The sequence below is a fragment of the Sorangium sp. So ce124 genome (genome assembly GCF_051525235.1).
Taxonomy (GTDB): domain Bacteria; phylum Myxococcota_A; class Polyangia; order Polyangiales; family Polyangiaceae; genus Sorangium; species Sorangium atrum.
The window spans coordinates 8,079,499-8,100,547 of record NZ_CP150312.1; the positions used below are offsets into that span (position 1 = coordinate 8,079,499).

Annotated in this window: 13 protein-coding genes; 6 read left to right on the forward strand and 7 right to left on the reverse strand. The window is 70.6% G+C overall.

The annotated features are described in order from the left end of the window. Nucleotides 1-31 precede the first annotated feature (31 nt). From WMF19_RS30230 to WMF19_RS30240, 3 genes are all read left to right on the forward strand, one after another. Nucleotides 32-1,873, forward strand: coding sequence for a MutS-related protein (locus tag WMF19_RS30230; RefSeq protein ID WP_437893547.1), 1,842 nt, complete (start codon nucleotides 32-34; stop codon nucleotides 1,871-1,873). A 1-nt stretch (nucleotide 1,874) separates the two neighbouring features. Continuing rightward, the gene (locus WMF19_RS30235; protein ID WP_437893548.1) at nucleotides 1,875-2,858 is read left to right on the forward strand and encodes a hypothetical protein; all 984 of its coding nucleotides are present in this window, start codon (nucleotides 1,875-1,877) and stop codon (nucleotides 2,856-2,858) included. 266 nt (nucleotides 2,859-3,124) lie between these two features. Further along, nucleotides 3,125-4,255, forward strand: a complete 1,131-nt coding sequence (locus WMF19_RS30240) for a hypothetical protein (RefSeq protein WP_437893549.1) — start codon at nucleotides 3,125-3,127, stop codon at nucleotides 4,253-4,255. A 228-nt stretch (nucleotides 4,256-4,483) separates the two neighbouring features. On the opposite strand, the gene holA is transcribed toward WMF19_RS30240, so the two are convergent. Continuing rightward, entirely contained in the window at nucleotides 4,484-5,560 is a 1,077-nt protein-coding gene (gene holA / locus WMF19_RS30245) for a DNA polymerase III subunit delta (RefSeq protein ID WP_437893550.1), read from the reverse strand. 91 nt (nucleotides 5,561-5,651) lie between these two features. Beyond that, entirely contained in the window at nucleotides 5,652-6,173 is a 522-nt protein-coding gene (locus tag WMF19_RS30250) for a hypothetical protein (RefSeq protein WP_437893551.1), read from the reverse strand. A gap of 54 nt (nucleotides 6,174-6,227) precedes the next feature. Between WMF19_RS30250 and WMF19_RS30255 the strand changes: the two genes are divergently transcribed. Further along, complete coding sequence (locus tag WMF19_RS30255) at nucleotides 6,228-7,490, forward strand: SLC13 family permease (RefSeq protein WP_437893552.1); 1,263 nt, start codon at nucleotides 6,228-6,230, stop codon at nucleotides 7,488-7,490. A 52-nt stretch (nucleotides 7,491-7,542) separates the two neighbouring features. On the opposite strand, the gene WMF19_RS30260 is transcribed toward WMF19_RS30255, so the two are convergent. Then, the gene (locus WMF19_RS30260) at nucleotides 7,543-7,740 is read right to left on the reverse strand and encodes a hypothetical protein (RefSeq protein WP_437323329.1); all 198 of its coding nucleotides are present in this window, start codon (nucleotides 7,738-7,740) and stop codon (nucleotides 7,543-7,545) included. 294 nt (nucleotides 7,741-8,034) lie between these two features. On the opposite strand from WMF19_RS30260, the gene WMF19_RS30265 reads away from it, so the two are divergent. After that, nucleotides 8,035-8,796, forward strand: coding sequence for an SDR family oxidoreductase (locus WMF19_RS30265; RefSeq protein ID WP_437893553.1), 762 nt, complete (start codon nucleotides 8,035-8,037; stop codon nucleotides 8,794-8,796). A 40-nt stretch (nucleotides 8,797-8,836) separates the two neighbouring features. Here the strand turns inward: WMF19_RS30265 and WMF19_RS30270 are convergent, their stop codons facing one another. Beyond that, entirely contained in the window at nucleotides 8,837-11,236 is a 2,400-nt protein-coding gene (locus WMF19_RS30270; protein WP_437893554.1) for a PAS domain-containing sensor histidine kinase, read from the reverse strand. A gap of 1,411 nt (nucleotides 11,237-12,647) precedes the next feature. Between WMF19_RS30270 and WMF19_RS30275 the strand changes: the two genes are divergently transcribed. Then, nucleotides 12,648-18,686 carry an AAA family ATPase gene (locus WMF19_RS30275; RefSeq protein ID WP_437893555.1) on the forward strand — a complete coding sequence of 2,013 codons (6,039 nt, stop codon included), beginning with the start codon at nucleotides 12,648-12,650 and terminating at the stop codon, nucleotides 18,684-18,686. A 67-nt stretch (nucleotides 18,687-18,753) separates the two neighbouring features. Here the strand turns inward: WMF19_RS30275 and WMF19_RS30280 are convergent, their stop codons facing one another. From WMF19_RS30280 to WMF19_RS30290, 3 genes are read right to left on the reverse strand one after another with little or no spacing between them, the layout of a single operon-like run. Beyond that, nucleotides 18,754-19,596, reverse strand: coding sequence for a CPBP family glutamic-type intramembrane protease (locus tag WMF19_RS30280; protein WP_437893556.1), 843 nt, complete (start codon nucleotides 19,594-19,596; stop codon nucleotides 18,754-18,756). A gap of 53 nt (nucleotides 19,597-19,649) precedes the next feature. Then, nucleotides 19,650-20,621: an OmpA family protein gene (locus WMF19_RS30285; protein WP_437893557.1), complete on the reverse strand. Its 972-nt coding sequence runs from the start codon at nucleotides 20,619-20,621 to the stop codon at nucleotides 19,650-19,652. Between the two features lie 17 nt (nucleotides 20,622-20,638). Next, entirely contained in the window at nucleotides 20,639-21,040 is a 402-nt protein-coding gene (locus tag WMF19_RS30290) for a DUF4398 domain-containing protein (protein ID WP_437893558.1), read from the reverse strand. Nucleotides 21,041-21,049: the final 9 nt, after the last annotated feature.

The window sequence follows — 21,049 nt, forward strand, 5'->3', positions numbered from 1 at the left end:
AACTTTTCCTGCGAGCGCGGGTCGTCTGCTCATGCATCCGATCCGCGCGCAGGTCCCCACCGAGAGCATCGCCCGCCCGCCCGAGCCCGGTAGGGCCTACGCGCCCGCGCTCCCGTCCACGGACAGGATCCCCAGCCTGCTCTTCGTGGACCCGCCCGCGCGGGCCGATCTCGACGAGCTGCGGCAGTCTCTCTCGTTCGCGTTCACCAGCGGCGTCTCCGGAGGGCTCTTCGCCCAGGCGCTCGATCGGGCGCCCATCGCGCCCTCCACGTGGGATCCGAAGAGCTTCGCGCCCGACCTGTTCCTGGAGGAGCTCGTGGCCCGGTGCTTCCGCGTCCGCGTCGGGGGGCACGAGGCCGTCGTCCACCGAGGGTTCATCCTCCGCGTCCTCTCGCGACCCCCGAGCGACCCGCGCGTGACCGAGCTCCGGAGGGAGATCCTCCACGAGCTCTCGGGCTCACCCACGTTTCGCAGGCAGCTCGAGAGGCTCTACACGGCCTCGTGCCGATTGCGGGGCGCGCTCGAGGGCGCGGTGGCAGGGAAGAAGTTCGATCCGACGCGGCGGCAGCTCGACGTGCTCGCGATCGTCAAAGAGGTCTTCGACCTGATGAGCGAGTCGTTCGAGGGCGCGCGATCGGGCCTCTCCCGGCTGCGCGATTTCGGGCAGGCGGTGCAGGCGACCGAGGGATATCGATCGATGGCCGATCTCCTCAATTACGACGAGCACCTCGCGACGCTCCGCCTGGACATCCGCGTCGGCGCCGACGGCCGCATCCGAGGCTTCGACGTCGTGACCGTCCGGGAGCGGCAGGAGAACCCGTTCGTCCTGTCGCCGGTGCGGCGCTGGCTCGCGAAGCTCGAGATGTTCTTCCGCGGGTACAGCTTTGGCGACGGAGAGGTCATGGCGAGGCTCGTCGACGCGGTGTTCGAGGGCATCGAGGATCAGGTCGTCAAGCTGGTCCCGCTCGTCGGAGAGATGGAGGTCTACCTGGGGGCGCTCGGCTTCCGGGATCTCGCCGAAGCGGCGGGGCTCGAGGTCTGCCTGCCAGAGCTCCGGTCCGCCGCGGAGGGCGAGCGCGTGCTTCTCGGCCTCTTCAATCCGCTCCTCGTCGCCGGCGGAGGGAAGGCGGTGCCGTGCGACGTCGTGACCGATCGGGCCGACACGACGCTGCTGGTCACGGGGCCGAACTCGGGCGGGAAGACTCGCCTGCTCCAGTCGGTGGCGCTGACGCAGCTCCTCGCGCAGGCAGGCATGTTCGTACCGGCGCGCAGGGCGAGCGTCGCCCGCGTCCCAGGGCTCGTGGTGTCGCTCATCCAGGAGACGAAGTTCGATCAGAGCGAGGGGCGGCTCGGCATGGAGCTGCTCCGGATCCGGGCGCTCTTCGAGGAGCTCGGCCCGGGAGCGATGGTGATCCTCGACGAGCTCTGCTCGGGGACGAACCCGTCCGAGGGTGAGGAGATCTTCGAGCTCGTCGTCACGCTGCTCGAGAAGCTCCGCCCGCAGGCGTTCATCACCACGCATTTTCTGACGTTCGCGGCGCGGCTCGAGCGGGAAAAGGCGATAAGGAACCTCCGTTTTGTCCAGGTCGAGCTCGACGCGGCGCAGAGGCCCACGTACCAGTTCGTCGACGGCGTAGCCGCGACCTCGCTCGCGGCCCAGGCAGCGGCTCGGCTCGGCGTGACCCGCGGCGAGCTCGAGGGCCTCATCGATCGCAACATCGATCGCAACCTGCTCGCCTCTCGAGCGCTGTCCGACGTGGGTCGGGACCCCGCGTTCGCGGGTCCCTCCAACGTGGGTCGGGATTCCGCGTTCGCGGGTCCCTCCAACGTGGGTCGGGACTCCGCGTTCGCGGGTCCCTCCGGGGAGAGCTGACGTGGCGACGTTCCTCACGACGGAGCGGATGAACCCCGCGCTCCGCGCGCGCGTGGAGCGGGCCGCCAGCCACCGGGCCCGCGCGCGCCATCACGCGGCTCGCGCCGGGATCAAGGGGACGTTCGCGAGCGACAAGCGGCTCGGGCGCGCGCGGCTGCTCACGCTGCTGACGGCGGCGGCCGTCGTGCTCCTCGCCGTCGCGATGTACGTCCAGGATCGCCGCGCCATCGAGGCCGAGCGGCGCGCCCTGCTGGCCGTGCTCGACGAGCGCCGCGCGGAGTTCCCGGCGGGCTACGAGGGCTTCCTCGAGGCAACGGATCGCTGGCTCGGCGAGGCCGCGAGCGACGGGGACCCCGCCGATGTCGTGGACCCTTCGCTCCGCGCTCCAGGGGCGCTCGATGCCCTGCTCCACCGGCCCGCGGTGTACGTGCGCGCGCCTCGCGTCGAGCTGCGCGACGCGTGCAGGATCGACGACGCCGCGCGCGGATCCGACAAGGACGCGTTCCTCCTGTGCCTCCTGAAGCCTCCGCCCTCGCCCTCGGAGCGCGATCTGCTCACGAAGGTGCGAGGCGTGTATTTCGGCGGGACCAAGGTCGACGAGGAGACAGCGAACGTCCGCCGGCTCGCCGAGGCGCGGCTCGGCCTCGCGGTGCTCGGCCCCGCGTTCGAGGGCACGGTGCGCGCGGCCAGCGACGTCGCGGCGCTAAGGCGGCACCGCAACGAGCTGGATCGATCCCCGATCGAGCTGGCGAAGAAGGCGGCCGGCGCGGAGGTGCTGATCATCGTGGCCGACAGCCCGGTCGAGACCACGACGTCCGCGAGCTCGGCGCGCGTCTCGGTCGTGGATCTCGCGGCGAAGAAGGTGCTCTTGCGCGTGGGCCGGCGGGTCGACCAGCAAGGGCTCTCGCCGATGGGCGTGCTCCATCGCGAGCAGATCGAGGGCTGCGGGCTCGCCTTCGCGGTGCGGCGCAACGTCGAGGAGTGAAGGCTTCGATCCCCGGCGCGGGAGCCGCTCGCGGCGCTGCGCTGGGCGGCGCTGGCGCCGGCGCTCCTGCTGCTCGCGGCGGGGGTGGGGGCAGTGACGAGCGAGGAGAAGCCGGGCTGTGAGGGGTGGCGGGCCGCCTCGGCGGGGGACGAAGGTCGTGGTGGAGCTGCCACGTGGGGATGCTGGACGGGGGTGAGGCACCGGACGGGGCGCTTTCGCACCGTGGTAGGCTGCTCTTCGCTACCGAAGGATCCGGAACAACGCCGATGCTGCGCAAGAAACACCCCGGGAACAATCATCAGACAAAGAAGAACACGACCCTCAGCGGTGCCACCCAGACCGGTGCCAGCAAGATGAATTCGGATCGCGGCCGCGCCGCGACCAAGACGAATATCCCCCTCACCAAGCAGGCCCCCCCCGCGACGACCCTGACCGCCGCCCCCACTCCCTCGACCTCCAGCACCTCCGCGGCGCGAACCCCGCCTCCGCCGATGACACCCGATCAGGCGCAGGTCACGGCCTACAACAGTCGGCGACGGCCGACCCTCGATCATCTGCCCGCTGACCGCTGGTGGAAGCTCTTCATTGACAGCAAGCATCACGGCGAGGCCCAGAAGACGGAAAAGCCGGAGGCGTTCTACGACAACGACAAGTCGCCCGGGTACAGCAGCGCCATCATGGACGTGTTCGATAATGTGCTGCTCAGCGACGGACCTCACTTCAAACGCAGACTGGACGCTGAATATTATCGATTCCTGCATGAGAAGGTCACAGCTGGCGTGACCATCAACGAAGGCGGAAAGCAATGGAGTGAGTACGAGGACGGCAGGCAGACCTCGTTCGGGTCATATGACTGGGACAGCTGGCCCACGGGAGATACCCGCGCCTATGGCATCAGGGAAGCGGACGTCAAGGCGGCCATCGAGGAGATGAGGCGGGAGGGGCTCATCTACACTCCTGACGACGTCAACATACGAAAGATGAGCCAGGAAGTTCAGGACAGGATTGGCGTGCACCTGCTCGACAGCAATGGCACGATGAGCGCCGCTTACCGCCCGGGCGAGGCCGAGAAGCGCGTGAAAGCCATCCTGGACAGGTACAACAAGGAGATCAACGCGGCGAAGACACACGACGCCGCGCTGGCCGCGATCGCCAGGACCGTCCGGGCCCTCCACGTCGGGCATTTCTTCCGCGATGCCAACGGCAGGCTCAACATCTACGTCGTCCTCAACAAGCTCCTCACCGACGAGGGGTACAGCCCGGTGATCCTGCCCTATGGCCCGGAGGTCTTCGGCGGAATGAAGACCATCGACGAGCTGGTGAAGGACATCAAGGACGGCATGGATGCCTTCTGGGACGAGGTGGACGACGCTCGCAATCGGCAGCGCGTGCAGTAGAGCGGTGACCGTCGAGCCCGACGGGACACGCTTACCTGCTGAAATCGCTCGGTTTTCCGCCTCAGAGAATGTGTGGGTAAGCCATCGAGGCTCGGGACGGGACCACGGCGGGGGCGCTATCGGCAGCGGCGCAGAGCTCGACGGCGGGGCGAAGACGTCGGCGACGCGCACGGAGCCACCCACGGTGACGCTCTCGATGAGCGCGCGGCGCCCCCCGCCCTCTCCCGCTCAGCGCGCGCACATCTCCATCAGCATCGTCTCCAGCACCGCCTGCGCCGGGCGGCGGCTGCTCTTCAGCGCGAGATCCGTCTCCGCGAGCACGCGCATCCAGCCGGCGAGCGCGCCCTTCGGGAGCTGGCGGACCGACTGCGCCACGTCGTTCGCCTTGAAGGGGGCCACCCCCGCGCGCTGGGCGGCCTCGGCCTGGCTCGCGCCCCCGGCGAGCGCCGACTCGAACTTCACCATCTGCCGCACCGACCACGACACCGCCCCGAGCAGCCGCAGCCCGCCGTCGCGCGGATCGTAGGCGTCGGCGAGCGCCGCGAGCGCGCGGTCGAGGCGCCGCTTCCCGAGGGCGTCGATCAGCTCCCAGACGGTGCTCTGCCGGACGCGGATGACCACCTGGGCGATCGCGTCCTCGGTGATCGGCTGCTTCGCCCCGACGTACAGCGAGAGCCGCTCGAGCGCGTCGACGACGTAGCCGAGCTCGGGCCCGGCGAGCTCGGCGAGCTGATCGGCCACGTCGGGCGCGATCGGGTTGCCCTTCTCGCGGGCGACGGTCGCGATGAAGCCGGGCAAGGCGCGGCGGTTCAGGGGCTCGCACCCGACGAGGAAATCGCCCTTCTTGGCCGCGGTGACGAGGCGGCGCTGGCCGTGGAGCTTCGTCGCGACGAGCACGAGGACCGCGCTCGGCGACGGCGCCTTGGCGTACTCCGCGAGCGCGTCGAGCGGGCTCAGCTGCTTCGACACGCCTCGTTTGCCGCTCGCGCCGCTCGCGCCGCGCTCGTCGTCCCCCTCGCCGTCGTCGCCCTCGTCCTTCTTCTCCCAGCGATCGACGCCGCGGACGAGCACGAAGCGGCGCGGGGCCATCATCGGGAGCATGCGGGCGGCGCCGAGGATCGACTCGACGGGCGCGTCGCCCGCGGTGAACTTGTCCTCGTTGAAGCCGGCGATGCCCCCCTTGGCCGCCGCCTCCCGGATCGCGCTCACCACGCGATCGACAAACCAGCGCTCCTCCCCCAGCACGAGGTAGACGGGGCGCAGGGCGCCGGTGGCCGCTTCCTTCAAGGCTTGGTCGGGCGTCACCGCTCCGGCATCGGGCGTTCAGGCGGGTGCGTCAAGGGCGCCGCGCTCGCCCCCGGCGCCGGCGAGCCCGCGAGCCCGGTCCTCCCCTCGATCACGGCAGCGAGAACGGGACATCGACGCGCACGTTCGCCCCTGGCGGCGGGACGGCGACCGCCGGGAGCGCGTCGACCACGCAGGCCGTGACCTCGGGGCGCGACGCCTCGCGGTCCTCGATGATGCCGCGCGCGAGCTGCCGGCCCCGCGCGTCGAACGTGAGGTTGAAGATGTACTTCACCCCGCGCGGCGCCCGCTGCGCCGCGGCCGCCGGCTTGTAGCAGCGCTCGATCAGGGCCGGCCTGTGCGCCTCGATCGCCCGCGCGGCCTGCATCGCGACCTGCTCGCGCGGCACGCTCGGCGCGGGCGCCTGGAGCGGGCGCGCCGACGCACCTGCTCCAGTCGCCAGCGCCGCCTCGGCGGAGGACACCGCATCGGCAGACGGAGAGGGCGCTCCCCCGGCGGGGCGCGGTTCCGTGGGGACGCCGGCCGGGCCGTGGCGAAGGCCGAGATAGACCGCGGCGGAGATCATGGCGCTGCCGAGGAGGATCGCGGTGGGGGTCGAGAGCTGCCTGCCCATGCCTTGGCATTCCCAGTTTGACAGGATCCCCCCCGACGACTCTAGATCCGCGCCGTGTGGTCCGTCCTGCTCGTATTCGCCGCGACGTACGTGCTCATCGCGGCGCGGCGCCTGTCGATCCTTCCCATCGGACGCCCGGCCGGCGCGCTCGCGGGCGCGTGCGCCATGGTCCTCCTGAGCGCGATCCAGCCGGGCGCCGGCCTGGACCCGCATGAAGCGTTCGCCGCGATCGAGCCGAACACCATCGGCCTCCTGCTCGGCATGATGCTGCTCTCGGCGTCGCTCGACGCCGCGGGGGTGTTCGAGCGCGCCGCCGCGTGGGTCGCGCAGCGGGACCTGTCGCCGGTCCGCCTGCTCTACCTCGTCACGGTGACCTCCGGGCTCGCCTCCGCGGTGCTGCTGAACGACTCGGTCTGCGTGATGCTGGCGCCGCTCGTCGACCGGACCGCCCGGCGCGCGGGGCTCGAGCGGGCGCCGTACCTCCTCGCGCTCGCGATGGGCGCCAACGCCGGCAGCGCGCTCACGCTCGCCGGCAACCCCCAGAACATGCTCGTGGGCCACCTCTCCGGCATCTCGTACCGCACGTACCTGCTGGAGGCGGGCCCCGCCGCGTTGATCGGGCTCGCCGTCACGGCCGTGACGCTGCACCTGCTGCTCCGGCGCCGCATCGCGGTGCGGACGCCCGCGCCCGAGCTCGCGCCCGAGCCCGCGCCCAAGCCCGCGTCGACGCGAGGCGACAGGCCGAGCGCCCTGGCGCCGCTCGCCTGCATCGCGGTCGTGTCGGCGCTGTTCATGCTCGGCGCGAACCTGGCGTGGACGGCGATCGGCGGCGCGACCGCGGTCATCCTGCTCCACCGGCGCGACGCGAACGGCCTGTTCGAGCGGGTGTCGTGGACCGTGCTCGTCTTCTTCGGGGCGCTCTTCATCGTCGTGGCGAGCCTCCAGAAGACCGGAATGCCCGAGCAGGCGCTGCGCGCGGCCAGCCCCTTCCTCCCCTCCGGGCCGACGCTGGGCCTGCTCGGGCTGAGCATCGCGATGCTCGCCGGGTGCCAGATCGTCTCGAACGTGCCCTTCATCCTTCTCGCGGACTCGTACATCCGCAGCCAGCCCGATCCGCACCTCGCCTGGATCACGACGGCGCTGGTCTCCACCCTCGCGGGCAACCTCACGCTGCTGGGCTCGGTGGCCAACATCATCGTCGTGGAGACGGTGGGCGCCGAGCGCGAGATCGGCTTCCGCGCTTACGCCAGGGTGGGTGTCCCGGTGACGCTCGCCTCGACCGCCGCGGCGCTCGCCTGGCTCCTCGTCGTACGCTGAGCGGCGCCGCCACCCCGCCGCGCCATCCACCGCAGCGCGAGCGCCGCGGCGCTCACAGCGGCGCCTGCTCGCGCAGGCGCAGCCGGCGATGCCGCACCCCAGCGCGCGCGAAAGGACGCCGCGCCGGCGACCTGCGCCGAACGTCGAGCCACGCATGGATCACCGTGATCCCCACGGCAGCACAGAACACGGGCCCCATCGCAAGCATCACCAGGAGCCGCAAAGTTTGCCGGATCGTGCGCTTGTTCATGTGGCCCAGCGTACACCACCCCCGCCAGGCCCCACAGCGGATTGAATTGAAAAAATTCAACTGTGCTGCTGGAAAGACCCATGTTCAAGTTTATACGCGGAAAAATCTTGTATTGCTGGATCCTGCTCGTTTACAGCTGGGGGTGACCGACCTCGACCATCTGTCGACCCTTCTGCCGCGCGGCCAGCGGTCCGCGCCCGCGCGGCAGGGAGGCTCCCGGAGGCGCGCCTGAGCGGCCGACCTCCTTCGCAGCGGCGAGCGAACCGCGGTCACCCATCCCCTGGAGAAGCCTGAATGGCGCACGAACTATCCAAACGAGTCGCCCTTGTCACCGGCGCTTCCCGCGGCCTCGGGGCGGCCATCGCCCGCAAGCTCGCGGCCTCGGGCGCGCGGGTCGCGGTCAACTACTTCGGCAGCCGCGAGGAGGCGACCCGCGTTGTCGAGGGCATCCGCCAGGGCGGCGGCGAGGCCGAGGCGTTCCGGGCCGACGTGCGCGACGAGCAGGAGGTCGCCCGGCTCGTGGGCGAGGTGCAGGCCCGCCTCGGCCCCATCGAGGTGCTGGTGATCAACGCGACGGGCCCGCAGCCGTTCGTCAAGCTGGAGGACCTGACCTGGAAGCACTGCCTCGACCAGCTCGAGTTCTTCGTGAAGAGCCCGCTCCTCCTCGCGAAGGCGGTCGTCCCGGGGATGAAGGAGCGCCGGTCGGGGCGGATCATCAACATCGGGTCCGAGGTCTTCGAGCAGGGCGTCCCCGAGTTCTCGAGCTACGTCTCGGCGAAGGGCGCGCAGCTCGGCCTCACGCGCTCGTGGGCGATGGAGCTCGGCCCGCACGGGATCACCGTCAACCAGGTGTCCCCCGGCTGGGTCGTCGTCGAGCGCCACATCCAGGAGGGCGCGAGCGCCGAGGCGATCGAGGCCTACAGGGCGAGCAACCCGCTCCGGCGCATGGGGACGCCGGACGACATCGCCGAGGCCGTCACCTTCCTCGCGTCCGACGCCGCCGAGTTCATCACGGGCCAGAAGCTGTCCGTGAACGGCGGCCGGACCCTGGCCTGAGCTGCGCGTCGAGACCGAGACGAGGAGGCTCCTCGGGATCTCAGACCTCCCCGCTGCGCGCCGCCTCGGCAGCGAACGGCAGCGTGAAGCGGAACGTCGTCGCGCCCGGGGAGCTCTCGACGGAGATCGTCCCTCCGTGGGCCTCGACCAGACCCTTCGTGATGTAGAGCCCGAGGCCGACCCCGCGCACGCGGCGCGCCTCGCCCTCGGGCGTGCGCGTGAAGCGCTTGAACAGAAGCGGCAGCGACGCCGGGGGGATGCCCGGCCCCCAATTCTTCACCTCGATCTGCGCCGCCCCCCCGGAGGCCTGGACAGCGACGACGATCTCTCGCCCGCGCTCCCCGTATTTCGCGGCGTTCGAGAGCAGGTTCGTGACGATCTGCTCGAGGCGACCCGCGTCCGCCCACACGGGCAGAAGCTCGTCCTTCATCTCCACGCGCACGGCGTGGCCAGCCGTCATGCCGGCCGCCTTCTCGACGATCTCCACGAGCTGCGCGCGCAGCGCCACGGCGCGAGGCTCCAGCTTGAGCGCCCGCACCTCGAGGCGCGACGCGTCCAGGAGATCCTCGGCCATCCGGTTCATGCGGTCGACGGACACGGCGATCCTCGCGAGCTGCTTCTCGCCGTCGGGGGGCACCTCACTGCCCAGCCGGACGCGCAGCAGCTCGCTCGCGGTCGCGATGCTCTGGATCGGCTGGCGGAGGTCGTGCGCGATGACGCCCGTCCACTCCTCACGCTGCCGCTGCATCTCCTTGAGCGACGTGATGTCCTGGAAGACGGCGACGGCGCCCTGGATTTCGCCGTCGTCCGACCGCACAGGCGCCGCGTTGACGAGCCCCGGGACGAGCGCGCCGTCCGCGCGCCGGAACAGCACCTCGACGCTCGTCACGATCTCCCCGCGGCGCAGGGCCCGGATGATCGGCAGCTCGTCCCACGGCACCGGCTCGCCCGACGGACGCCGCACGTCGCGGGGCGCCCGGCGGCCACGGGGGTCGAGCACCTCGTCGGACTCACAGTGGTAGTCGGCCGCGATCCGGTTGAGCATGGTGAGCTGCGCGTCGGCGTCGACCAGCATCACCGCCTCGGGCATCTGCTCGATGATGGCCTGGAGCCGCCGCCGCTCGCTCGCCTCGGCGTTCCGGTGGCGCAGCTCCGCTTCGTGAGCGCTCGCGAGCTCGGCCTCCATCGCCTTGCGCCGCGAGATGTCACGGCAAATCCTCGAGAAGCCGACGAGGCCACCTGCCTCGTCGAAAATCGAGGAAATCGTCATTTCGAGCTCGAGCCTCCTCCCGTCCTTGGCCCGGCCCACCGTCTCGAAATGCTCGCCGCGCTCGCCGCGGCGGAGGCGCGTGACGATCTCCTCCACTTCGCCGGCGCGCTCGGGGGGTGAGAGCATCGCCACAGGCCGCCCGATCACCTCGTCGGCGGCATATCCATAGATGCGCTCCGCGGCCGGGTTCCAGCTCTGGATGATCCCGTCAGGGTCGCCTCCGATGATGGCGTCGTTCGAGGAGTGGGTGAGCGTCGCGAGGAAGGCGCGCGCCACCTCTGCCCGACACCGCACCTCGTCGAGCAGATTCAGGCGCACCGCGCTCATCCAGACCACGATCCCGAGGAGCAGCGTCGTGACGACCGAGACGAGCGTGAACGCCGACGCCAGCGCGTACGCACCCGTCGCCATGCCCGCCAGGAAGAGACGGCCGAGGACGAGGGGGAGCACGAGCACGTACGGCAGCAGGCGCCGCAGCAGGATGCTGCCCGGCGCGCTCGACCCGCGCATGGCCATTGCCCCGCGATCGGGCCGCGCCGCGAGGATCCCGGCGCACAGCGCGAGCAGGGCGATCGCCCCGTGGAGCGGCATGCCGGTGAACGGAAACAGGAGCGGCAGCCCGTAAAAATAGCCGTCGCCGAACAGGTACGCGGTCAGCGCGCTCAGCACGAGGGCCGCGGCCGGCAGCACGAGCAGCTCCGCGATCGGCCGGCCACGTCGCGTATCCGTGCGGAGCATCAAGAGCCCCGCGCCGATCAGGATGAAACAGAGGAGGGTGTTCGGCGGGGGTCTCCCGGGAAACGGGGCAGGGAAATCGACGGTGTTCGGGAAGAGCAGCGTGTCGATGCCGAGGTCCCAGCCGAAGGCATACTCCGCGAGGACGCCGACGCCGAACGCGACGACGGCGGCGGCGCACAGCTGCCCGAACCGGCGCAGCAGCGCCGGACGCCCCTCCCCGCCCAGGATCCAGAGCGCGGCGCCGGAGAGGATGAAGGCGACCGCGGCATTCGGCACCATGCTCGGCAGATCCTCCCCGACCGAGACAAGCGGGGTCACGCCCATCGACCACCCCAGCAAAGCCGCGGAGCCGATCCCGATCGCGCAGGCGGCTGTCACGGCCACGCCGCGCGGCGCACCATGCCAGAGCTCAGCCGCCCAGCGGTACTTCATCAGATTCTCCTATCACAGCGTCGTGCGGAGTCCGATGGTTCGCCTCGGGTGACGCTGCTCCTGGCGAACCCATGACCCGGGTTGAGCTCGTCTCCCCGGGCGCGTACCGGGGACGCACATCCCGGACGACGATGCAGGGCTCGGACCGAGGGCAACGCGCGGCGGCGGACGCTGCGCGAGTCCCGGCGAGCGGTCACCCGGCGCGCTCAGGCTTTGCGTCCGAAGTTCGCCGCGTCGGCCGAAGACCGCCCTGGCCCCACGGGAATGAAGACGACCGAAACGAGGAAATAGATCGCCGCCAGCTCGCACGAGCCGCCTTGCCTGACGAACGGATGGCCAAGCACGACCACGTGACTCGTGACTGTGGATCGCCACGGCCATGGGGCATGCGATCGCCAGCGACGCGATCGGCATCAGCAGGCCGATGGCCTACCCGGTGCGGCCCCCCACCTCCGCGAGCGCGGCTATAGGTCCTTTTTCGCGTGGCCGACGATGCCACCTTAGAACACGTTGTCCGACCAAAGTTGCTCCTCGGCTCCTTTTTGTGAAGCGTTTTGGCCGGCTCAAGTGTGCGGCTTACCGTGGACAAGCCAGCGGCCGTCGCCCCCGGCTTGGAGCTCGCCGAGATCGCCGCCGAGCAGGGACTTCCGCTGGACACGGTGAGGACGCTGGCGGGCGCACAAGGCGCTCGAGGCGCAGAGGGAGCGATGGCAGGCAAGCGACCAGTTTGGCTCCCCGAGCTGAATAACGGCGGCTGACGTCGTGGCGCGGTCGCAGACACCTGCGGAAAAAGCCGGTGATCGGTGCCGCGCGCCAGGTCGACCCTCGATAGCCGCCCGACGCCTCTGCTCGCATGGGCGGAGCTATCATCATAGGGCGAGATTGCCCAAGGGGGATAAAGCTTTGGATCGGCCGAATGAAGCCAAGCGCGCTGCGGCGTACGCGCGCTTGTTTTGCCGGATCGCACGATCGCGCGCCCGAGGATTGCGAACTCTTCCACCGCGTCGTCGAGACCGAAGCCGGCGCGTAAGCGCGAGGATACATGGCTCTCGATGAGTTCGTTCCGCTCGCGGCGCACATCCTCCCCGTCCCACCCGTGCGCAAGCGACCGCACGTACGCGGGCATCATGTTCGTCAGCTCGGGGCGCGCGAGCCCTCGCGCCGCTGCCGCCCTGTTCGCCTCGTCGGTCCAGGACTCAACGGACGGCGTTCGCGAGCCAGCGTGCGGGGCAGGCCTTGCCACGATATCATGACAGCGAAGCGCCGGTGTGAGGCGCGGCGTGCACGCTGGGGATCCGCGGGCGTAAGATGGGAAGATGGATGATGTCCGGCGCCTCGCCCCGCTCAAAGCGATGGCGATGCGCGCCGACCATGGCAGCATGCGTCGCACAATCCCCGTCGTACAGCTCCTGTGAACACCATTCCCGTCTGCTCCGATCATGGGGCGTCGTCCCGTTACGCCATCATCGAGGTCCTCTGCGAGGGTTCAGACACGCTTCTTTACCGAGGTGTACGCGAGGGCGACGGCCTTCCCGTGGTGCTCAAGGTGCTCCGGAGCGATCACGTGAGCCCCCGTGCCCGTGAGCGGCTGCGTCACGAGTACGAGGTCGCCCGGGCGATCGACACCACGGCCATCGTCAAGCCCTATGCGCTCGAGATGCTCGGCGATCAGCCGGCGCTGGTCCTGGAAGATTTCGGCGGCGTGTCGCTCGATCGGCTCCTGGAAGGGCCGATGCCGCTCGAGCGCTTCTTCCCCGTCGCCGTCCGCCTGGTGGAGGCGCTCGCCGGGCTGCATCGACACGGCGTCGTCCACAAGGACATCAAGCCTCAGAACCTGCTCCTCAACCCCGCCACCGGCGAGGTGAAGATCACCGACCTGGGGATTGCGTCCCGGATACCCCGCGAGCTCCAGCATCTCGAGCACGTCGGGCTCATCGAGGGGACGCTGGCGTACATGGCCCCAGAGCAGACAGGCCGGATGAACCGCTGGATCGACGAGCGGACCGATCTTTACTCCCTCGGCGTCACCTTCTACGAGATGCTGACGGGCACCTTGCCGTTCCAGGCCAGCGATCCTGTTGAGTGGGTCTATTGCCATATCGCGCAGAAGCCGGTCCCGCCGCACGCGCTCGTCCTTTCGATTCCCCCGCTCCTGTCGGAGCTCGTGCTCAAGCTGCTCTCCAAGGCCGCCGAGGAGCGTTACCAGAGCGCGGCCGGCCTGCGGCACGACCTGGACGAGTCCTTCGCGAGGTGGCGGGCGAGCGGCGCCATTCCGCCCTTCGCGCTCGGGGAGCGCGACCTCTCCGACCGGTTCCAGATCCCGCAGCGGCTGTACGGGCGCGAGCGCGAGGTGGAGGCGCTGCTCGCCGTGTTCGAGCGGGTGGTGGCGCAGGGCCGGCCAGAGCTCGCGCTCGTGTCGGGCTACTCGGGCATCGGGAAGTCGTCGCTCGTCGCCGAGCTGCACCGGCCGATCGTCAGGGAGCGGGGCTTCTTCCTCGCCGGCAAGTTCGATCAAACCGCGAGGGACGTCCCCTACCGCGCTTTTCATCAGGCGTTCCGGGCGCTTTTGCAGGAGATCCTCTGCGCGAGCGAGGAGCAGGTTGAGCGCTGGAGGCAGCGTTTCCGGGAGGCCCTCGGCGAGAGCGGCAGGCTGCTCGCCGACGTGCTCCCCGAGCTCGGGCTGCTCCTCGGCCCCCAGCCGCCCGTGCCCGAGCTGCCGCCCGCCGAGGCCCAGAGCCGGCTGCTCGCGACGCTCCAGCGCGTCGTCGCGGCGTGCGCCCAGAAGGAGCACCCCGTGGCGCTCTTCCTCGACGATCTGCAGTGGGCCGACGCGGCCAGCCTCCAGCTGCTCGAGCAGCTCGCCACCTACGCCGGGGCCGAGCACCTGCTGCTGATCGGCGCGTACCGCGACAACGAGGTCGGCCCCGCGCACCCGCTGCGGCTCACGCTGGCCGAGGCGCGGAAGCGCGGCGCCACCGTCTCCGAGCTCGTCCTCGAGCCGCTCTCCGCGGCCCACGTCGGGGCGCTCGTCGCGGAGACGGTCCACGCGCCGCACGCGCCCACAGAGCACGTCGAGCCGCTCTCGCGGCTGGTCTACGAGAAGACCGGCGGCAACCCGTTCTTCGTGCTCCAGTTCCTGGTCGAGCTGCACCAGGAGGGGCTCATCGCCTTCGACGCGGAGGAGGCCAGGTGGCGGTGGGACATCGCCGCGATCCGCGACAAGGGGTTCACCGACAACGTCGGCGAGCTGATGGCGGGCAAGCTCAAGCGGCTCTCGGTCCCGACGCGGGACGCGCTCACGCTCGCCGCGTGCCTCGGCAGCAGCCTGGGCCTCGACACCCTCGCGGTGGTCGCGGGCCGTCCGGCGGCGGAGCTCCGCGACGCGCTCGAGGAGGCCGTGCAGGAGGGGCTGCTGCTCCGCCGGGGCACTGACCATCGATTCCTTCATGACCGGGTACAGCAGGCCGCTTATGCGCTCATCCCGGCGGGACAGCTCGCCGAGATGCACCTGGGGATCGGGCGGGTGCTCCTCAGGGCGCAGCGCGCGGAGGAGCGCGACGAGGCGCTCTTCGATGTCGTCGGCCATCTCAACCGCGGCGCCGCGCTCATGCATTCCCAGGCGGAGCGGGACGAGGTCGCGGCGCTGAACCTCCGCGCCGGCAGGAAGGCCAAGGCCGCCGCGGCCTTCCAGACCGCCGCCGCGCTCTTCGCCGCGGGCCTCTCGCTGCTCGCGCTGGACTCCTGGGAGACGCAGCACGAGCTGGCCTACGACCTGACCTTCGAGCGCGCGCACTCCGCGTACATCACCGGCGGCATCGACGAGGCCGAGCGGCTCCTGGAAGAGCTCATGGAGCGCGCGAGGACCCGGCGCGAGACGGCCGCCGCCGTCGAGCTCGCCGTCGCCTTCTATCAGACCCGCGGGCAATACGCCCGCGGGGTGGAGATCGGCCTCTCGTGGCTCCGCGCCTGCGACATCGATCTGCCGCTCCACCCCGCCGGCGCACAGATTGACAAGGAGACCGAGAGCGTCTGGCAGGCCCTGCGCGACCGGGCCATCGAGGACCTGATCCATCTGCCCCCGATGACGGACCCGGAGATCGAGATCACGATGGGCGTGCTGCAGCGTATAGTGCTCCCAGCGGTCTTCGTGGACCCGAACCTGCACGTCCTCGTCGTCCTGCGCATGGTCCAGCTCAGCCTGCGCCACGGCAGCGCCGAGAGCTCCGCGTATGCGTACACTGCCTTCGCGAGGGTGATCGGTCCGACGTTCGGGCGATACCAGGAGGCCTATCGGTTTGGCAAGCTCGGCCACGACCTGGCGGACAGGAGCGGCCTCCTCACCACGAAATCGGTGGTGATCAACCTCTTCGGACAGCATGTCGTCTTCTGGACACGCCACTACAGAGAGACGTATCCGTACACGCGCGCCGGCTTCAGCGCCGCGGTCGAGTCCGGCGATCTGAACAACGCGTGCTTCAGCTGCCTCTGGGCCGCGGTGTTCCGGCTGCTCTCTGGCGAGCCGCTGGAGGACGTACTTCACGAGGTCGACGAGCGCCTCGGCTTCGTGCGCAGGGCCGGTTACGCGTTCGCGCACATCGCCCTCCTCAGCGACAACGCCATGATCCAGATGCTGCGCGGGAGACCGGTCCGCTTCTCGATGCTGGACGGGTCCGATCTGGATCCGCCGGCCTTCGAGGCGCAGCTGGAGGAGGGGGATCTGCAGGGCGTTCGCGCTCTCTATTACAGCTTGAAGGCGCAGGCGCTCTTCGTCCTTGGCTCTCCCAGGGAGGCGTCCGCGGCGGCGATCCGCGTGATGGTCGAGCACCCCTTCAGGACCGCGCCGTACCCGCTCATCGCCGAGAACTTCTACTATCTCGCGCTCGCGCTCGCGGCCCCCTTCAACGAGCCGCACGAGGCGCACGAGGCGGAGCCCTCCCCGCCGCAGGCGCTCCCTGAGCGGCTCCTCGAATGCGAGCGGCAGCTCGGCGAGTGGGCCAGGAGCGGCCCCGACAACTTCCTCCACAAGCACGCCCTGGTCCGCGCCGAGATCGCCCGGCTCCGTGGGCAGGACATGGAGGCTATCGGGCTCTACGAGCAGGCCATCGCGGCTGCGCGGGAGGGCGGTTTCGTCCAGCACGAGGCCATCGCCTGCGAGCTCGCCGCGGGGTTCTACCGCGCGCGCGGCATCTCCACGCCCGCCGACAGCTACCTGCGAAAGTCCCGCGCCGGCTACTTGACGTGGGGCGCCCACGCCAAGGTGGAGCAGCTCGATCAGCGTTATCCCCACCTCGCCCCGCGCAAGCCGATCGCCCCCACCGTCACCTTCGCCGTGCGGGCCGAGCAGTTCGACGTCCTGTCGGTGGTGAAGGCCGCGCAGAGCATCTCCGGCGAGCTCAAGCTCCCGCGGCTGCTCGAGACGCTGCTGCGCACCATGGTCGAGCACGCAGGCGCCGAGAAGGGGCATGTGCTCCTGCTCCGGGAGGATCGCCTGTCGACCGCGGCGGCGATCGAGGCGCCCGGGGGCGCGGTACGGCTGCTCGGTGCGGGCGAGGCGCAGTCGGCCGCGCTGCCGCAGTCCGTCCTCAACTACGTTCGCCGCAGCCACGAGCGCGTGCTGCTCGACGACGCCGCCGCCGCCCGGCACCCCTTCATGGAGGACGAGTATTTCAGTCACAAGCGCCCGAGATCGGTGCTGTGCCTCCCGATCGTGCGTCACGCCCGGCAGATCGGCCTGCTCTACCTGGAGAACAACCTCGTCACCGGCGCCTTCACCCCCGGCCGGCTCAGTGTCATCGAGCTACTCGCCTCGCAATCGGCGATCTCGCTGGAGAACGCCCTGCTCTATGCCGAGCTGGAGCAGGAGAACGCCGAGCGGCGGCGAGCGGAACAGGCGCTCAAGGCCAATCAGCAGATGCTCCAGGCCATCGTCGACAACTCGACGGCGGGCATCTATCTCAAGGATCGCGAGGGCCGGTTCCTGCTTGCCAACCGGCAGGTAAGCACCCTCCTGGGCGTGCCGAGCGAGCAGCTCCTTGGCAGCACCGATGCCGAGTTCTTCCCTGCTCCCGTCGCCGAGATGATCCGCGAGCACGACCGGAAGGTGCTCGAGGCGGGCGCGCCGATGGAGTGGGAGGAGACGGTGCCGCTGGAGGACGGGCTGCACACCTTCCTGTCGGTCAAATTCCCTCTCGGAGAAGGGGCCGTGCCCCACAGGCTCTGCGGCATCTCCACGGACATCACCGAGCGCAAGCGGGCCGAGCTCGCCGAGCGCTTCCTGGCCGACGCGAGCCGCAAGCTGATGGCCCTCGGCTACAGCGCCACCCTCGAGAGCGTGGCGCAGCTCGCAGTGCTCGATCTGGCCGACCAGTGCGTCATCGACGTCGACCTCGCCCTCGGCGCCCCGGGACACTCGGTCTCCGCAGGCGTGCCCGCCGAGCTGGCCGACGCCGTGATGGACGCGCTGCGGCCGCTGGCAGCGGCGTCGCCGGACCGGCCCGGGATGGGCGACATCCGCGCCGCGCCCCTCCTCGGGCAGCTCGGCATTCACACCTTCCTCCGGGTTCCGCTCCTCGCACGCGACCGGTGCTTCGGGGCCATGACCCTCCTCGCGACCGCGCCCCGGCGCCGTTACGGCCCCGCCGACCTGCGGCTGGCCGAGGAGCTCGGGTATCGCGCGGCGCTCGCGCTCGACAACACCCGTCTGTTCGCCGAGGCCCAGCAGGCGATCGCGCGGCGGGACGAGTTCCTCCTCGTCGCCTCGCACGAGCTCAACACCCCGTTGACCTCGCTGAAGATGCAGGCGCACCTCCTCGAGCGGCTGCTGCCCCGCTACCAGCGCGCGGAGGTCGCCCCGGAGCGGATCGACGCCGCGCTCCAGGTCCTCCATCGCCAGATCGCGCGGCTCGGGCACCTGGTCAACGAGCTGCTCGACGTCACGCGGCTGAACGCCGGGCGGCTGACGCTCGTGCCCGCGCCGGTCGATCTGGCGGCCTTGGCGCGCGAGGTCGTCGAGCGGATGAGCCAGCAGCTCGCCGACGCCCGCTGCTTGATCCGGCTCGAGCTGGACGAGCCCGTGGTCGGCCACTGGGATCCGTCTCGTGTGGAGCAGGTCCTCATCAACCTCCTGTCGAACGCGATGAAGTACGGCGCAGGCAGGCCTATTTTCGTGGGCGTGCGGAGGCAGGCCGATCGCGCGCTGCTGGTCGTCCGGGATCAGGGGATCGGGATCGCGGAGGCCGATCAGAGCAGGATCCTCGAGCGCTTCGAGCGCGCGGTCTCGGTGCGCAACTTCGGCGGCCTGGGCCTGGGGCTCTACATCGTACGTTCGATCGTGGCGTCGCACGGCGGATCCATCCGCGTGGAGAGCAAGCCGGGCGCGGGCGCGACGTTCGTGGTGGAGCTCCCTCTGAACCCGCCGGAGGCGGAGGAGCGCAGCGCCGCGCCGGCCTAGCCCTGCTTTCACCATCTGGACGCCCGGGAGCCGCCGCGCTCGCCCGAGCTCCTCGTGGCCCCTGGAACTAGAGGAGCCCGCGATGGGCCAGGGAGAGCAGGTCCATCGACGTCGCGACGACGATGTGGATGGCGCAGCCGCCCCAGATGGAGTCGCTCTTCAGGCTCACCGTGCCGAGGATGAACCCGGCGAGCACCGAGCCGAGCGCCTCGGGCAGCGGCTTGCCGAAATGGATCATCGCGTAAGGCACCATCATGGCGAAGATGGAGGAGTAGCCGAGCGCGCGGCGGATCCCGTGGAGGAAGAAGCCGCGGTAGAAGAACTCGAGCGCCACGAACTGGGCCGCATAGAGCGCCTCCCACGCCCAGAGCCAGGGCCACAGGCCCTCGCCCGGCGCGAGCTTGTAATAGGGATACTTCGCCTGGAAGGCCGGCGAGAGCGACGCGGCGAAGAGGAACGGCGCCATGACGGCGAAGAGGACGCCGTAGACGGGCAGGTGCCGCGCCGTCCCACGGACGCGCAGGCCGAAGCTCCGGATCGGCGCCCGCAACACGAGCTTCGCGACGACGAGGGTCGGGATCAGATAACCGACGAGGCGGCCGAGCGCCCAGACGATCCGCTGGTGAAAGCGGCGATCCGGCGACGTGTTCAGCGCGTCGTGGAGCCTCGCCGCGGCGCCGTCGAGGCCCACGGCGCGCAGGCCGTCGACCATCCAGCGCGTGTCGTTCTCGTTGCCAGCGAACCGGACGAAGAGGAGCGCCCCGATCACGGTGAGGAACACGCACACCATCCGGCGGGTGACCACGCCCGCGGGCGTGGTGGCCCGGTGGTGCGCCGCCTCGGCGTCGAGCCGGTCGCGCAGGTCGATGACGTACTCCTGCCAGATCCGGCGGAAAAAGCGTCCGATCACGCGCCGTGCTTAACACCGCCGGCGCCCCCCGCACAATCGTGGGGCAGGCGCCGCTATTGCTGGCCGGTGGGATTGACGATGATCTCGACGCGCCGGTTGTTGGCCCGGCCCTCGGCGCTCGAGTTGTCCGCCACAGGGCGATCCGGCCCGTGGCCCACGGTCGCGATCTTGTCCCCGGGCAGCCCCGCCGTGATGAGGTGGGCCTTCACGGCGTCGGCGCGCTCCTGCGAGAGCTTGCGGTTCGCCTGGGCGGAGCCGGTCGAGTCGGTGTGCCCCTCGATCCTGATGGGCGGCGACCCCTGGTCCTTCAGCGTGGCCGCGACCTGGCTGAGCTTCTCCTTGGCGATCGGCAGGAGATCGGACTTGCCCGAGGCGAAGAGCACCGCGCCGGAGAGCGTGATGACCACGCCGCGCTTCTCCTCCTTCACCGCGGCGATCTCCTTGAGGCTCGCGAGCGCCGCGTTCGCGACGCGCTCGGCCTCCCGCCGCGCCGCCTCGGCCTCCTGGCGGCCCTTCTCGGCCGCGGTGCGCGCGCTCTCGGCCTGCTGCCGCGCGCTCTCGGCCTGCTGCTGCGCGGTCTCGGCCTGGGCGCGCGCGAACCGCTCCCGCTCGATCTGCTGCTGGCCGCTGTGCAGCGCCTCCCTCGCGCTGGCGAGCTGCTGCTGCGAGAGGTCCTTGAAGGCGTCCTCGGCCGCGGCCTTGTCGCGCTGCGCCTGCAGCAGCGCCGCCGCCGCCTCGGCCTCCTGGGCCTTGCGGTCGGCGATGTACGCGAGATCGCGCGTCTGGGGGGCCTCGGGGTCCTCGCCGAACGCCCCCTCGGCGCGGGAGAGCGCCTGCTTCGCCGTGTCGAGCTGGGCGGGCGCGAGGCGCGAGGCGGCGCCTTCCGCCGCGCGCCTGTAGCTCGCGCGGGCGTCGACGAGCTCCTTCGGCGGGACGGCCGCGCCGCACCCCGACGCCGCGTAGAGCGCGGCGCACAGGGCGAGAGACCGGCCAGGCCAGGACGGGTTCTTCACCAGAGAAGCCATCGCAATCACCTCTCGCTTCACTTGACCCCCGTCTGCTTCAGTTTCTCGACCTGCTTCAGCGCCTCCTGCGCCTCGGCCTGCGTGGAGCGCGCCTTCGCGAGCGCCAGCGCGAGCTCGGCGTCGGCCTCGGCGCGCTGGAGGAGGCGCGTGGCGGACTCGTTGTCCTCGGCCTGCATCTGCTGCTTGGCCTTCTCGAGCTGCTCGCGCGCGAGCTTCAGGTGGAGGGTGGCCTGGGGGTCGGACCCGGCGCCCATCTCGTCGGCCGCGCGGATGGCGGCCTGGGACGAGGCGAGCTGGTCGTTCGGCGGAGGCACGGTGCCGCCGCACGCGGCGAGCGCAAGACCGAGCACTGCAGCGAGCACCGCGGCCGGGCTCGCGAGGCGGCGTAGGGGTGGCTTGTTGTTCGGGCTTCGGTTCACCCGGCCGTT

Coding starts and splice junctions, on each gene's coding strand:
- WMF19_RS30230 (WP_437893547.1), top strand. CDS start 32: ATGCATCCGATCCGCGCGCAGGTCCCCACCGAGAGCATCGCCCGCCCG.
- WMF19_RS30240 (WP_437893549.1), top strand. CDS start 3,125: ATGCTGCGCAAGAAACACCCCGGGAACAATCATCAGACAAAGAAGAAC.
- WMF19_RS30250 (WP_437893551.1), bottom strand. CDS start 6,173: ATGGGCAGGCAGCTCTCGACCCCCACCGCGATCCTCCTCGGCAGCGCC.
- WMF19_RS30260 (WP_437323329.1), bottom strand. CDS start 7,740: ATGAACAAGCGCACGATCCGGCAAACTTTGCGGCTCCTGGTGATGCTT.
- WMF19_RS30265 (WP_437893553.1), top strand. CDS start 8,035: ATGGCGCACGAACTATCCAAACGAGTCGCCCTTGTCACCGGCGCTTCC.
- WMF19_RS30270 (WP_437893554.1), bottom strand. CDS start 11,236: ATGAAGTACCGCTGGGCGGCTGAGCTCTGGCATGGTGCGCCGCGCGGC.
- WMF19_RS30285 (WP_437893557.1), bottom strand. CDS start 20,621: ATGGCTTCTCTGGTGAAGAACCCGTCCTGGCCTGGCCGGTCTCTCGCC.